Genomic DNA, 16,149 nt, shown 5'->3' on the forward strand with positions numbered 1-16,149 from the left:
ACTGATTTTAATGAACTAATTACTTGTATATACGCAAACTATCCTAGAAACGTTTTTTATATCAAAATAAAGTGTACCTTTGCACCCATTAAAAATCACAGATGGAATCTATTAGAAACATTGCAATTATTGCCCACGTCGATCACGGTAAAACCACTTTGGTTGATAAAATTATGTATCACTGTCAATTATTTCGTGACAACGAAAACACAGGTGATTTAATTCTTGATAATAACGATTTAGAGCGTGAGAGAGGTATTACTATTACTTCTAAAAACGTATCAGTTCAATATAAAGGAACAAAGATCAATATTATTGACACTCCTGGCCACGCGGATTTTGGAGGTGAAGTAGAACGTGTATTGAACATGGCCGATGGTGTATGTTTGCTAGTTGATGCTTTTGAAGGTCCAATGCCACAAACTCGTTTTGTATTACAAAAAGCTATTGACTTAGGTCTTAAGCCATGTGTAGTTATCAATAAAGTTGATAAAGAAAACTGTACTCCTGAAGAAGTTCATGAAAAAGTTTTTGACTTAATGTTTGAATTAGGTGCTGAAGAATGGCAGTTGGATTTTCCAACAGTATATGGTTCTGCTAAAAATAACTGGATGTCTGATCATTGGGAAAACGTAACTGATAATGTTGAAGCATTATTGGATATGGTTGTTGATAATGTTCCTGCTCCTAAAGTTTCTGAAGGAACACCACAAATGTTGATTACATCTTTGGATTTCTCTGCATTTACAGGTCGTATCGCTATTGGTCGTCTTGAAAGAGGAGTTCTTAACGAAGGTATGCAAATCGCATTAGTAAAAAGAGATGGTACTATATCTAAATCCCGTATCAAAGAACTTCATACTTTTGAAGGTTTAGGCCGTAAAAAAGTACAACAAGTTATTGCTGGAGATATTTGTGCAATTATTGGAGTTGAAGGTTTTGAAATTGGAGATACAATCGCTGACTTTGAAAATCCAGAAGCTTTACAAACAATTGCTATCGATGAGCCTACAATGAGTATGTTGTTTACAATTAATGACTCTCCTTTCTTTGGTAAAGAGGGTAAATTTGTAACTTCTCGCCATATTAGAGAGCGTTTGACAAAAGAATTAGAGAAAAACTTAGCTATGAAGTTAGGTGAAACTGATTCTGCTGATAAATTCATGGTTTTCGGTCGTGGAGTACTTCACTTATCTGTTCTTATTGAAACAATGAGAAGAGAAGGGTATGAGTTGCAAATTGGTCAACCACAAGTTATCATCAAAGAAATTGATGGTAAAAAATGTGAGCCAATTGAGGAATTGACAATCGACTTACCGGAAAATCTTTCAGGTAGAGCGGTTGAGTTCGTTACTTTACGTAAAGGTGAAATGCTGAGCATGGAAACTAAAGGGGAACGTATGATTGTGAAATTTAATATTCCATCACGTGGAATTATTGGATTGCGTAACCAATTACTTACTGCAACAGCTGGTGAGGCTATTATGGCACACCGTTTTATTGGATATGAGCCTTACAAAGGAGAAATTGCTGGACGTAATAAGGGGTCATTGATTTCTATGGAAAAAGGAAAAGCTATTCCTTATTCTATCGATAAATTACAAGATCGTGGTAAGTTTTTTGTTGAACCAAATGCCGAAATCTACGAAGGTCAGGTAATTGGAGAAAACTCTCGTGCTGATGATATGTGTGTAAACGTAACTAAAGAGAAAAAACAATCTAACGTACGTTCTTCTGGAAATGATGAAAAAGCGAGAATTATTCCTCCAATCATTTTCTCTCTTGAAGAGGCTTTAGAGTACATTCAAAAAGATGAGTATGTAGAGGTTACACCAAAATCTATTCGTTTGAGAAAAATCTATTTGACAGAAACTGATAGAAAAAGATTTAAAATCTAATTTTCTAAAATTCAATATAAAAATCCCAAATTCCAATCAGGAGTTTGGGATTTTTTTTATTAATCATTTTCTAAATTTAGAATTTGGATTTTAAAAATTTAGAATTTGCAGTGTATTATCAAGTATTGGAATTTGGAATTTTTAGATTGGAATTTCTTTTCTTTTTATCTTTTCAGGCTAAAGTGCCCTTTTGCTTCCCGTCCGTCTTCTAGTTTGATAGTAAACCAATAGTCAGATGCAGGCATTGGTTCTTTAGTATAAGTTCCGTCCCATCCTTCTCCAAAAGGAGATAATTGTTTCAATAACTTTCCGTAACGGTCATAAATATAAATAACAGCATTTTTATAAATAGGGTCATTTATTCCAATAAAATTCCAATAGTCATTGTAGCCATCATTGTTTGGCGTGAAGTATTTTGGAGCATTTAGAACTGCAAAACTTGTGGCTATTCTTCCGCAGCCATTTATGCTTTCAATAATTAATTCATGAAAACCTCCGGGAATATTTTCAAAGACTCCGGAATTTTGAATTTCACTATATTCTCCATTCTGAAAATGAATCATATATTGATAATCTTCCGGATTCTGTACGTCTACAATTACTTCATTTAAAGTATTTAAATCGTTTATTTCTATTTGATTTAGAACAGGAGAACGAGATAATTTTACAGGATAATTTGAAGTTGCTGTGCATCCGGATTTATTTTCGATTGTAAGGGTATAATTTCCTTCTTTGTTAACTGTAGTACTTGGTGTTGTATCACCATTCGACCATAAATAGGTATAATCACTTATTTGTGATAACGGAAGATTGGGTTCTAAAACGACAGTTGTATTTGATCCGGATTCGCAAATTATTTTTTGTTGTGCGTCTATTAAAACCGGAACTGGTTCAACAATAAGTTCAAATTTTCCGTTTCCATAGCAGCCTTCACTATTTTCGGCTCTTATAAATACAGTTTTGGAATTTGTAGTTACAGTATTTTTTATTTCATTTAAGGATAATGAAGCATCATTTTGACTATTGTAAAAGAATAATTTAACATCAGCAGGTAAATTTAATTCGGCTTTAATAAGCTGTTTTTTTTCTTCTAAATCAAATTCAGCTTTTCCGTCTCCCAAATCACATTTATGAAGATCCTCGGGTAAGATTGAATTAGACGGATTTGCCTGTAGAATTATCGTTGCAATACTATAACAAGATAAATTTGGCTGACTTATTTTTGCATAAAGTACTTCTTTTGGAACTGTGTTTTTGTAAATAGGATTTAAAGAAGATGTGTTATTACTATCTGCCTCGGCTTCATTTTTGGTATGATAATAAAATACTTCGTAAGTGTTATTTCCCAATGTGATTACTTCATTTGCAGAAGAAAGATTGAAGGTTGCCAATCCGTCCAGTGAATTGCTGTCCTGTGTGTCACACTGAATTAATTTGTAGGGTGTTGTAATTACAGTTGGTTTATCGAAAATTGTTATTGTTTTTTCTAAAGATTCTCTGTTTTCTCCATTTACTGTTTTTATTAATGTCACCTTATAATCTCCGGCTGTTGCATAAGTGTGATAGGCATCTTTATTGGTAGAAGTACTTCCGTCCCCGAAGTTCCACAATACAGTATCTATTGTTTCTGTAGAATTAATGTAAAAATGTGTAGATTGTCCTAAACAATTAAATTCATGATCAAAAGTATATAAAAATAAGGAGGTGATAAAAGGCGGAAGTCCCAGTTGTGAAGTTCCGGTTTTTAGATCAATTTTATTTTGAATAAAATTACAATTAATACCATCAGCCTCAGGATTATTGATTACTGATATCTTTTGGATACTATTATCTATAAGTGAATAGCCTGATCTGTAAATTTTTTCATCAATGGCTAGTTGAAGCGCTCCTGCAACATAATTAGAAGAGTTTATGATTTGCATTGAGTTTGCAATATCAGCTTTTTTCAGATCATATTGTATTAGTGAGCTCCCTTGAGAGGTTCCGGCTGCATCATATTTGTTGTAAGTCATGTATAGTTTTGCTGATTTTGCAGAAAACTCTATTCCATAAGGATCAATCTTGTCATAAAGAAGAGTTTCACTACTTACAATACCGCTGTCAGCATCAAAATTATAAAGATATACATTTCCTGTATTTCGTTTTACCAGGCCATTTGCATTTAGATTATTTGAAGTTTTTGTGGCCATGTTGGCAATTGCAATCTTTTTTCCATTGGGAGAGGCTTTTAAATATCCAATTGCATTAGAATTGTAGCCACCCAGCGGAATGTCTTGTGCAGTTATTGTTTTAATTGGGGTTTGATCGACACCATTTGTACTTACTTTAAAACTATAAAAAGTATTTCTAAAATGAGTTACAACCCAGAAGGAAAGTCCATCACTATGCTGTACAGCGGTAATTTTTTCTGAGCATTTAAACTTAACGTCTTCTGCATTATTTACATCATATGTAATAAGAGGAATATTTTTTTCAGAAGAAACAATGTCACCTAATCCATTGTTTAATCTTAAATCAACTACAGAATAATTTAACCCGCTATTTGGAGGAGATTCGTCATTTGTTGGGTTAGCATCTACATTTACAGGATTGGGCTCGTCTACCGTAAAAATGTAATATAGATTTGGATCTTTTGGTTTTGGAACTATAATTGCAGATTGCGTACTTGATCGATGTCCTAGAAGCCCGGTTCCGTTGGGCATTATCTGATGGCTTTTGTCATAAACAATTGAGCCGTCAGTATAAAAAAGTAAGTTTCCGTATCTGTCAGAAATGCTGGCACAACCCTCGTTAGTAAATAATTTTCCGTTGGTTAAAGCAACGGGACTCCCGGAATTGAAATCTAATCCTGCTCCATATCCAAAATACCAGATTGCAGCTTCTTTTTGTGCAGAAACCGGTATTGCAAATAGCAAGGAAATGAACAATAATAATCGAATAGATTTCATATATTTCTCATTTATAATCAAATATATAAAAACGTGTAAAATATATGAGTTAAAATATCACTTTATCTCTTTAAGCTAAAGTGACCTTTAATACCAGTTCCGTTTTCAAGAATTAAAGTAAACCAATAATCATCTGATGGAAGTTGCTGACTATTATAAATTCCATTCCATCCTAAGCTGTTTTGGTCCATTTGTTTTAATAATTTTCCGTAGCGGTCGAAAATAGACAGTTTGTAAGCAGGAAGCTGATCGAAGTCTTTAATAAACCATAAATCGTTGTAACCATCTCCGTTAGGGGTGAAAAATCTTGGATAATCTAAAACATAGAATACAAATATGCCAGATATTCCGCATCCGTTTTTGTCTCTGGCCGTGGCATTGTACATTCCCGGTTTTACTCCTGTAAATAAAGGATTATCCTGATAAGCCATACCATCAATAGAGAATTCATAATTCCCGGCTCCGGTATATTGTATTAAAGCGGAATTATCAGTTCCGGAAAAATCTTTAATAACAACATCAGTTATTGTTGCAGGTTCGGAAGCAATTATTTTGAATTTTTTAGTTTTATCACAACCATTCGCATCTTTTACAGTAACAGAATAATCTCCTGCAGCATTCACATCAATATGGTTATTGGTACTGCCTGTATTCCATAAATAACTGCTAAAACCAGTTGCTACCGCTAAAGTAGTAGTAACTCCTTTACATATAGTTTTGGATTCATCCTTGAAGTTGGGCGGATCAAAAGTATTTACAACAAGAGTTATTGGTGTTACGTTATAACAATCCGGTCCGTTAATAACCCTAACATAAATGGTCTGATTAAAAGCTGTTGTGTTTTTAAACGGACTTGATAACTTATTTGTTTCTGTTATGGCATCGTTTTGAGTTAAAAAATAATTGGCAACTAATCCATTTGGTAAACCGGCAAGAACTTGCGGAGTAACTTCTGACTCAAGGTCAAATTGATAAAAACCGTCTTGTTTATCATCTTTATCGCAAGTTGCAACTGGACTTTGATTAGAAATTGTTGCCGTAGATATTTGTAACGTTACTTTAGGAGTTTTATAACAACCATATTTGTTTTCAATTCTGCCATAAACAATTTGGTTGGGTGTTTTATTGGTGTATTTTTCAGGAGTTAAAATAGGGTTTGTTTTGTTTTGAGCATCAGCTAATGATTCATAATACCCATTGTTTGTAATCTCAGAAACATTGTTTTTGATGATATTATCGACTTTTGTTAAGTTGAAGATACTAATTCCATCAGTATTGTCGTCGCATTGAATTAAAGGAGTACCTGTTGATAGAATTTCCGGAGCATACTCGATTTTGATTTCTCCAACCAAGCTGCAAGTAGAAGGGGTTAATGTAACTTCGACTCTATAGGTTCCGGCGTCTGTAGCAGTAAACGTTGGAGTAGTCGCAATTTGTACATTATTTTTGTACCATTTATAAGAATAAGCTGAAGAAAGTTTTGGGTCTAACAAAAGAGTTTCTCCAAAGCACACAGGATTATTACTTGCTGTAGTTCTATCTTGTCCAAAAGTTATTTTAGAAGCAAAACTGCCAGCTTGCAAAAATACAGCAGAATCATAATATCTTTGACCAGCATCAGCAACAACAAGTTTTATGTGATATGTTTTTCCCGTTATCACATTTGTTTGTGCATTCATAATCACGGTTTGTCCGGTATAATTTATGGGGCTATTGATGTCGTTTATGCCATTAAAATAGATCTGGTTTGCTGCAGGACATCCAGGATAAGATCTGGTAATAGGGGGAGGGACCTGCCCTGGTTCAATCGTTGGACGAACATTTACAGAAGATACTGGTGTGGTTGTACCAGGTAGTACTGCAATGTTTTGATAAGGATTACTAGTATTGGCTTCTTTAATTAAAAAAGCAAAGCCATCTGAATATGTGCATGGAAAATCATACTGATATTCATTTGAAGCAAAAATATAGTTAAAACTTAAAATGTCAGTTAAAGCAACAAAATCAAATTCTATAGATGTTGCGTTTATAGATGTAATTCCCAGTATTTGATTTAAATCAGAATCACCAAGCCAGTTCGGGTTTCCACTACCCAGATTGCTAACATATGGACCAATTCCTTCGGTACTTGTTGAAGTTGTTAAAACAATTCCCTCAGAAAAAGGAAATTCACTTGTTCCTGCATTAAAATAGCCAAAACTATTTTTTCCGGGTGTAAAAGTATCTCCTTTTCCGCTCGTATTAGAAGCAGAAGCGCAAGAACTATTGACTAAAATAGTTTCAATTAGTTCTTGCGGTGTTTTTTGATCATCTATACTTATATATTGTGCATTTATCTTAGAAGATAAACAACATAGAAACAAAATAACTAAAAGGTGCTTTAAACGATTCATAGTAACAAATATACTATAAATCCCGATTTTTTAATAATTTATAAGAAAAGTATGTAAATAAGAAGGTCCAAACTAAAACTATGAGAATTGAAAGGTAGTGAACGCCATAATCTTTAATGTTTTCAACACCTATCTGAGTTCCTATGCTTCTTACTACAGAAAGTCTTGAAAATGGTTCAATAATCAAATTAGACATGGCTTCTAATGGAAGAAATTGCATGATATAATCACCTGTATTGCTGTCTGGGAAAATTTTAAAGGTTAAAAGGCCTTTTAGAATTCCTTCAATTATACTCCAAACCAAAAGAAAACCTAAAGCAAAAGCAGAACGTTTTACTAAAATTCCCAGAAATAAACAGAAAGAAAAGAAACCAATTAGTTTTACAAAAAAGGCTAATAAATAATCTAAATTCATAAAAACAACATCTAGTTCTGTATAAGATGAAAAGCTAAAACCTAACAATAAACTCATCACAAATACAAAAACTGTTGAGCATAATGCAAAAAGAACTACAGTAAGAAACTTTGATAAAATGAACTCTTTTTTACTTAAACCGTCAATTAAATTTTGTTTTAAAGTTCCGTAACTATATTCGTTTGCCATCATGGAAACGATAACAATGGCAAGGAAAAATTTTAACCATGCTGCGATATAAGTATTAAAATGCCAGATATATGGAAAGTTGAAAATCCCCATTTCGGCCAAATGAAATTTAAAAGGACCAATGTCAAATTTTATCGATGCAATTAATGCAATGAACGAAAGTAAAATGAAATAGGTTAGTGTAAGTACTTTACTGGCTTTGTTTTTCCAGATTTTTTGTAATTCTATAGATATAAGTCTGTTCATGGCTTAGTTTGATTTGATAGTAGCGTTTTTGGTTAATTCTAAAAATTGTGCTTCAAGACTGTTTTTGCGTTTTACTAAATGACTCAAAGCGATATTTTTAGAAAACAAAAACAAATTCAGTTCTGAAGCTGATAAATCTGATTTTAAATAAACCAATATTTTTCCCTCTTCTTCCGTGATTCTGTCAACAGCTTCATGATTTTGTAAAACCAATTTCAGTGCTAAATTATCAGTAGCCTGAAGTTCAAAGAAACCTTCATTGGCAGACATACCATCAACCGAACCGGAATATAAAATTTCGCCTTTTCTTAAAACAATAACATTCGAACATACTTTTTCGACTTCGTCTAATAAATGCGAAGCCAATAAAATTGTAGTTCCTTGCGAGGCAATTTTTTTAATAATATCTCTAATCTGATGAATTCCCTGCGGATCTAAACCATTCGTTGGTTCATCCAAAATCAAAATTTCAGGATCATTTAAAAGCGCCGAAGCAATGGCCAGACGTTGTTTCATTCCTAACGAAAAAGTGCTGAATTTGCTGTCTTTTCTTTCCGTTAAACCAACAAGATCTAGTTTTTCGGTGATCTTAGAATAATTGATGCTTTTTATTTTACAAACCAATTTTAAGTTTTCTTCAGCAGTCATGTAGGGGTAAAAGTTGGGTCTTTCTATGATGGCGCCTACTTTTTTTAAGGCTTCATGAGTTTGAACTTTTCCATCAAACCAGCTGTAATTGCCCGAAGTTCTGTTTACAACATTCAATACAATTCCTAAAGTGGTAGATTTTCCACTTCCGTTTGGTCCTAAAATACCGTAAACACGGCCTTTTTGTATTTTAAAAGACACATCTTTTAAGGCTTGAATGCGCCCGTATCTTTTACTAAGATTCTCAATGGTAAGTATGGTTTCCAAATTTATTTCGGTTTTAGTTTTAAGTATGACGACTCAACTTGTTTATTGTTACGCTAAATTCTAACTTTAAAATGAATTAATGTAAATTTGTATTAAAGATATTCAAAATGAGTGAACCTTTAATGGTCTTAAAAAAACCTTCTTATCCTTTAACGCAATCCCTTTTAAGTTATTTAGAACGATACGAACGCATCTCGAAAGTATCTGTGTTCTATGATGATCTATTGCGTTTTTCGGGCTCTATAAATGTATATGATAAAAATGAAACAGATACTTTATGGATTAGGGTTTATTACAGCGAATTTGAAAGAAATGAAATCGATTTGAATCTGAAAAAAATATATTCACTTTTGCATTCTGATGGAAATAGCGAAATTATTCAGTTTCTGAATATTGATGCCATTGATTATTGCACTTTCGGAAATTCGAAACCTTTCAGGATTAAAGTCCGAAATATTCTCAATGATAACTACGTTCATTTTTATATTAAAAAAGCAGACGCTTCCAGAATTTATGGTTTAGAATTAGAAGATATTCTTTCGCCCGATAAAATCAACTTTTTGGTCTATAAAGACACGCTTATAGAAGAACATATTATCGGAATTCCGGGTGATGTTTTTATGGATACCTTATTGGATAATTGTACCGAAATGGAAAAATCGCAAATCGCAAAAGAGTTTGTCAAGTTCAACGAGCGTTGTATGATTAGGCTTTTAGGAGATATGCGTGCGTACAATTATGTGATAGTGCCAATTCACGATTTTGATCAGGTGGTTTATAAAATTCGCCCAATCGATTTTGATCAGCAATGTTACGAAGGCAATTTTAAAGTTTATCGTCCGCAGTTTTTCAAGGAAAATTATCCGATGATAAAATTAATTAAAGAGAAACTCGAAGAACGTTCGATCATTCAGTACAAAGACGAAGAAAGAGCGATTCTGGCAAAACGTATTCACTCTGCCGAAAATAGAATCAAAAAATTATTAAATATTATGTGTCACGATACTATTTCGACAGAAGAGCATTTGAATCAACTAAAAATGGAATTGTACCGTTATACCAATGATATGAAATTCAAAAACGCAAAATCGATGGGGCACATTATGTTTGCAGCATTTGAGTTTATCACACGCAATTTTAAAAACACTAACTTAATCTAGGCTAAATCATCAAAAAATAATCTTATGAAAAAGTTTTTTTTACTTGGAATTTCTATTGCTTTACTAGCTTGTCAGCAAGAATCAAATACTGATTTTAAGACACTTTATTCGCTCCCTAAAAAGTTAAAAGAAGTTTCAGGAATTACCTATTTCCCTGAAAGTAATCTGATTTATACTTTGGAAGATAGCGGAAATGCGAATAAAATCTACGTCATAAACTCAGATGGGAAATTAGATAAAACTATCACCATAACAAATGCAACCAATGTAGATTGGGAGGACATTACAAAAGATAAAAGCGGCAATATTTATATTGGAGATTTTGGAAACAACGACAATGAGCGTAAAGATTTATGTATTTATAAAGTCAATAAAAATCAGCTCAATAAAGATTTGGCTGTAGCCGAATATAAAGTTTCTTTTTCGTATCCGGAACAAACCGAATTTCCTCCAAAGAAAAAAGAAATGTTTTTTGATGTTGAAGGTTTCTTCGAACACGGAAATTACTTTTATCTTTTCACTAAAAACCGAAGCAAGAATTTTGACGGAACAGCTTTTATTTATAAAATTCTAAATGCACCGGGAACACAAAAAGCAACCAAAATAGGAGAGTTCAAAACCTGCAATAATTACAATCATTGTGTTTTAACAAGTGCGACAATAAGTCCTGACGGAAAAAAAGTAGTATTGTTAAGTCATGATAAAATTGTTTTGTTTAAAGATTACAAAGGCGATCTATTTCATAAAGGAATCCAAACCGAAATAAAACTAGGTAACTTTTCGCAAAAAGAAGCAATAGTTTTCAAAGACAACAACACCTTGCTTATCGCCGATGAAAAAACAAACAAAATAGGAGGTAAGATGTATGAGTTTAAACTCAAGTGACTAAGGTTCTGAGTTGCTAAGTTTCTAAGACTCTAAAAAAAGTTTGCCACGAATTTCACGAATTTCCACGAATAATTAATTAGTGAAAATTTGTGAAATTCGTGGCTAAAAACCTTTGAACCTTTGCTGCTCTGAACCTTAGAACCTCAGACTAAAAGCTATATGCCGCTCCAAAAATAACTCTTCCTACTTCATCGGGAGATTTAAAATAAGAGATTCTTGCTGTTATCACATTAATGGCATTTATCCAAAGTCCGCCACCATAATCCTGATGCCATTTTCTTGAATTTTCGCCGTCAAGCCAGATTCTTCCGTAGTCAAAGCCACCTAAAATTCCGTAAGTCATTGGAGCTACAGTGCGTTGAATTTTACCAATAGTAAGGCGTAAATCAGAGCTTTGAGAGAAATAAGAACTTCCTAAAAAGCGTTGGTTTCTATAACCGCGCAAATCGGTATCGCCACCTAAAGTCGCACCTTGATAGAATTCATAATTATTATTTAGAACAGCTTTTCCTTTTAAAAGAGTTGCCAATACTAATTTTCCGTTGTGATCGATTTTATGTGTAAAACCTAAAAGACTTTCCAGCGTTGGGAAATTTTGTTTTGTGTCATCTAAATTTGCCATCCAGGTCGCCGAGATCATAAAGGCAACTCCAAGAGTAGGTTTTGCAGCAAAATCGGCATTTTTAAAATGATATTTCACTTTCATACCACCATAAAGCTGACTGTCAAATACCACCGGATTTACGATATTTGGAGTGTCTATAAATCTATTATCTGTTTCTTCAACTCTAAGTTGTTGCAACATTGGCTGAATACTAAATTCGCTTCCGTAACGCCCAACATGTCTAATAGCACCAGAAACATTGAATTTCTGAATACGAACACGATTGTAATCCATTCCAAAAGTTTCGTCGTTATTTTTAGTTTCATTACCATAACCAAAATAATTCGTAGTAAAACTTGGAGTGGTATATTGCGATTCAACATCAATAACCCATTTACCCAATAATCCCGGAAAATGTGCTACATAATTAAATTCTAAACCTCCGGTTGCAAAATAATAGAAACCGTTTAAAACATGCTTTTGCGTATAAGGATTCTGTTTGAAATTGTTGACTGTATAATTTAAATTGAAACCTAATTTTACGCCATCATCAGGATTGTAACCAATATTTGGAAGTCCCGAAACGACATTATATTTTGGTTTTTCATAATTGTACAAGTTAACATCATAATCATCTGTAAGCTGAGTGCAGGTTTTAGAATCAAGATTATAAGTGTTGTTTTTCGATTTAAAGTCATAAACAATAACCCTTTTTCCGTTTTTGATGTTATAAGTATCATTGTTTTGACCGCCAATTAAGCGAATTTTAATACTCGACTTTTGATCACCAATAACCTCAAAAACATCCGAATCGTCTAAACCATAAATCCATAAATTCGAGGTTTTTGCATCAGTAACTGTTTTGGTATACACTAGTTCGTCGCCTTCTTTTTTAATTCTGAAAACCTGAATTTCAAGACTTTTCTTCGCATTATGATTGATGACAAATTTGTCTTTTTTATCGGTTCCGGCAATCATAACGGTATGACTTAGAACATCAAAATAAGTAGAAGCATATTGCTGCAGTTCTTTTTTTCTGCTTCTTAATTTTTGTTTGATATCTTCAATTGTTTCATCCTGAACTTCTTTAGGTAAATTTTTAAAAGCCTCATCAATATCTTTGTCTGATAAATTATCCTGTATAAATTTTGCCTGAGCGATCCAATCTTTTTCTTCGGCAGTTTTCAAGAAAGCCAAATCCATCGGATAAGGTTCTCTGTTGATCCATTTTACATTATCTAATTTACTTTTAAAAGTTCGCTGATGACGAAGTGCCGGAATATTAATTAAAAGAGAAAGTAAAGTTCCGTCATATTTGGAAAAAGCCTGATCACGATCACGCGGAATCGGTTTGTAAACTACTTTATCGCCTATTTTATGCTCAGCCCAACGCCATTGATCGCTATGTCTGTCCCAATCGCCAATAAGCATATCAAACAAACGTGCTTTTATATATTCTTTTTCATCAACGCTATATTTTTCGTCTTTATGAAGGTTCATCATCATATCATCCGTACTAATAATATTAGTTGGATTTCCGAAGTTTTTAGCATCTAAGAAATTATCAGAAGGTCTTTCTTCGACCATATACAATTCATCCCCAAAATTCGAATTAAATTCTCGTAAAGTACTTTGTTTCGGAATGTAATACAAAACAGGATTTGTATGCAAAATTCCCAATTTATCAGCCATGCTGCCAACTGCAAAAGGCGTGTATGGATGAGATGTAGTATAGAAATCTAATAAAAAATTCTCAGCATAAGTATCATCAAAATCGTTTATAATATATTGATCTTTAAATGCAACAGACTGTAAAAATGCTGTGGCGCTTTTTTTCATCGCGCGCATTACGTATTCTCTTCCTTTAGGATCAGCCATTCGTAAAGAAATAGATTGATGTCCTCCGCCTTCGCGAATAGGTTTTAAACCGCCCATTAAAGTATCCAATGTTGCTGTTTTGGCTTCAATTGGCAAGCTGTAATATTTTCTGTAATGATTCCCGAACAAGAATTTATGAATAAAACTCTTTTGAGTCATTTTCTTAGAATAAATAGAAGTTGTTACCGTTGGCGGGAAATTATTATTGCTGTATGCCCCCCAGTTAAATTCTTTGGCTTTTATAATTTCTTTTTCAAAAAGTTGTTTCTCGTGGTTGTTTTCATTCCCAAAGAAAGTCACTTTTGCATCACCACTTTTAAACAAGGTAAGCGTTGCATAACCATTTCCTCCATAAGAGAATTCAGATGGGTTTATTGCTCTTGCTGCTTCAGATTTTGAGCCTGCACCACTAATTATTTGTTTTATATTTTCTTTGTTTACAAATTGTAAGTTATGATCGTGTCCTGAAACTACAATTATGTTTTTTTGGCCTTGTATGAGTGTTTTAATTCTCTTCGTGTAAATTGTATATTGTTTGTTTTGAATGTCTTGTGGATTGACTCCGGAAGTTTTTCGAAGCAAGTTAATAATAGAACCAATTACCGGTAACGGAATTTTCTGTTCTAACGGGAATAATTGTTTTTCTAAAGAATACTGCCCGCCGTGAGAACCGTTGCTCATCAAAGGATGGTGGATAGCCAGAACGACCGTTTTTTCCTGGTTTTTATTTAAGACACTTTCTAATTCAGTAAAAAAATCTTCTCTGGTTTTAATGTCGCAATTGTCGTTAATAGTAGGATGATTATCCCAGTCTTCAAGAAACCATTCACTGTCAATAGTAACTAGAGTAGTGGTACTGTCAATTTTGATATCTTCAATAGGGCAAGCTTTTCGGGGTAAGAATGCTTTTTTATCGTTAAGATATTTAGTTACAAAATCTGCCTGACGTTCCAGACCTTTGATTCCGTTGTACCAATCATGATTTCCGGGAATAAAAATTGTTTTTCCTTTAAATCCTTCCGTTAGTTTTAATTGATTAGTAAGTTTTGTTTCTGCCAAAGCTTTATCCGAAGCATTGTCGTTTGCAGGAAAACCTTTAGGGTAAATATTATCTCCAAGAAATAATAAAGTAGCTTTTTTATTTGATTTTTTTAGCTTCTGATGTAATAGTTCCAGTGTTTGCTGGGCTTGTTCTTCGTCAGCATTTCCGGCATCTCCAACTAAGTAAAAAGTGTGAGCAATTTTTATACTATCAGTTGCGTTTTCCGTTTGGTTAGCACTAACATTTTTTCCATATTGCGCTTTATGCGTGGCGCACGAATAAACAAGTAACAATACAACTATTGCTAAAGAACAAGTTTTAATCTTAGTAATAAAATGATTATCCAAAAACAATTTCATAATTTAGTGGTGTAAAAATATTTTTTATGAATCTAATAGAACAATCCGAAGACTTCGTTAGTAATTTACTCAAAGATAAACTTTCTAATTTATATTCTTATCATAATTTTAACCATACTTTAACGGTAGTCAATGCTGTAAAAGAGCTGTGTAAAAAAGAAGAAGTTAAGGGAGATGAGAAAGAACTTCTTTTAGTTGCCGCCTGGTTTCACGATACTGGTTATATAGAAGGTTATCAAAATCATGAGCAGGAAAGTGTTAAAATTGCTACGGCTTTTTTGAAAGAAAAAGAACAATCTGATGAATTTATTGCAACTGTTTCTGGTTTGATTCTGGCAACGGTTAAGGAATATATCCCCAAAACACATTTAGAAAAAATAATTAAAGATGCAGATTTTGCTCACCTAATGGGAGCTGAATATGTAACTACTTGCGAATTATTGCGTATTGAATTAAAAAATACCTGGAATTTGAATTTTTCGAATGAGGAATGGGCAAAAGAGAATTTGAATTTTTTAATGAACAAACATCGCTTTTATACGGATTATGCACAGCGAAAATGGCAGCCATTAAAAGAGAAAAACCTGCTTATGGTTCAGAAGAAAATTGAAAAACAAGAAAAGAAAGAAGCTGACAGAATAGAAGACGAAAACAGAAAGAAAGATAAAATCGAAAAACCGGATCGTGGTGTAGATACTTTATTTCGTGTTACTTTAGGAAATCATACCCGCTTAAGCGGAATTGCTGATAGTAAAGCAAATATTTTATTGTCTGTAAATGCAATTATTATTTCGATTGCACTTTCATCGATTATCCCAAAATTAGACAGTCCTAAGAATGCACATTTAGTGATTCCTACTTTTATAATGTTGATTTCAAGTGTTACTACAATAATATTTGCGATACTTTCTACAAGACCAAAAGTAACAACCGGAGTTTTTACAAGAGAAGATATTGAAGCGAAAAAAATAAATTTATTGTTTTTCGGAAATTTCTACAAAATGCCGTTGGCAGAGTACGATTGGGCAATGAACGAAATGATGAAGGATAGGGATTATTTGTACTCGACAATGATCAAGGATTTGTATTACCTGGGATTGGTTTTACAACGCAAATATACTTTGTTGCGAATTGCGTACAATCTTTTTATGATGGGGTTAATTATTACTGTAATAGCCTTTGTAATAGCTTTCAAATCAATTTAAAAAACAAGC

Annotated in this window: 9 protein-coding genes; 4 read left to right on the top strand and 5 right to left on the bottom strand. The window is 33.1% G+C overall.

Annotated elements, in window-relative coordinates:
- Nucleotides 1-101 precede the first annotated feature (101 nt).
- Nucleotides 102-1,898 carry a translational GTPase TypA gene (typA, locus tag LPB88_RS16440; protein ID WP_230716733.1) on the top strand — a complete coding sequence of 599 codons (1,797 nt, stop codon included), beginning with the start codon at nucleotides 102-104 and terminating at the stop codon, nucleotides 1,896-1,898.
- Between the two features lie 164 nt (nucleotides 1,899-2,062).
- Here typA and LPB88_RS16445 read toward each other — a convergent pair whose 3' ends face one another.
- The 4 genes from LPB88_RS16445 to LPB88_RS16460 all read right to left on the bottom strand — a co-directional run bounded on the left by LPB88_RS16445 (nucleotide 2,063) and on the right by LPB88_RS16460 (nucleotide 9,004).
- Entirely contained in the window at nucleotides 2,063-4,846 is a 2,784-nt protein-coding gene (locus tag LPB88_RS16445) for a T9SS type B sorting domain-containing protein (protein WP_230716734.1), read from the bottom strand.
- Between the two features lie 62 nt (nucleotides 4,847-4,908).
- Nucleotides 4,909-7,239: a T9SS type B sorting domain-containing protein gene (locus LPB88_RS16450; protein ID WP_230716735.1), complete on the bottom strand. Its 2,331-nt coding sequence runs from the start codon at nucleotides 7,237-7,239 to the stop codon at nucleotides 4,909-4,911.
- 13 nt (nucleotides 7,240-7,252) lie between these two features.
- Nucleotides 7,253-8,089 carry an ABC transporter permease gene (locus LPB88_RS16455; RefSeq protein ID WP_230716736.1) on the bottom strand — a complete coding sequence of 279 codons (837 nt, stop codon included), beginning with the start codon at nucleotides 8,087-8,089 and terminating at the stop codon, nucleotides 7,253-7,255.
- 3 nt (nucleotides 8,090-8,092) lie between these two features.
- Entirely contained in the window at nucleotides 8,093-9,004 is a 912-nt protein-coding gene (locus LPB88_RS16460) for an ABC transporter ATP-binding protein (RefSeq protein WP_230716737.1), read from the bottom strand.
- Between the two features lie 107 nt (nucleotides 9,005-9,111).
- On the opposite strand from LPB88_RS16460, the gene LPB88_RS16465 reads away from it, so the two are divergent.
- On the top strand, nucleotides 9,112-10,164 hold the full coding sequence (locus LPB88_RS16465) for a hypothetical protein (RefSeq protein WP_230716738.1): 1,053 nt from the start codon (nucleotides 9,112-9,114) through the stop codon (nucleotides 10,162-10,164).
- Between the two features lie 24 nt (nucleotides 10,165-10,188).
- Nucleotides 10,189-11,049 (top strand): hypothetical protein, encoded by an 861-nt coding sequence (locus tag LPB88_RS16470; RefSeq protein ID WP_230716739.1) that lies wholly within the window; start codon nucleotides 10,189-10,191, stop codon nucleotides 11,047-11,049.
- Between the two features lie 151 nt (nucleotides 11,050-11,200).
- On the opposite strand, the gene LPB88_RS16475 is transcribed toward LPB88_RS16470, so the two are convergent.
- Nucleotides 11,201-14,935: a metallophosphoesterase gene (locus LPB88_RS16475; RefSeq protein WP_230716740.1), complete on the bottom strand. Its 3,735-nt coding sequence runs from the start codon at nucleotides 14,933-14,935 to the stop codon at nucleotides 11,201-11,203.
- Between the two features lie 26 nt (nucleotides 14,936-14,961).
- On the opposite strand from LPB88_RS16475, the gene LPB88_RS16480 reads away from it, so the two are divergent.
- Entirely contained in the window at nucleotides 14,962-16,140 is a 1,179-nt protein-coding gene (locus tag LPB88_RS16480) for a Pycsar system effector family protein (RefSeq protein WP_110836724.1), read from the top strand.
- Nucleotides 16,141-16,149 lie beyond the last annotated feature (9 nt).

The sequence above is a fragment of the Flavobacterium sp. JAS genome (assembly GCF_020991455.1).
GTDB lineage: Bacteria > Bacteroidota > Bacteroidia > Flavobacteriales > Flavobacteriaceae > Flavobacterium.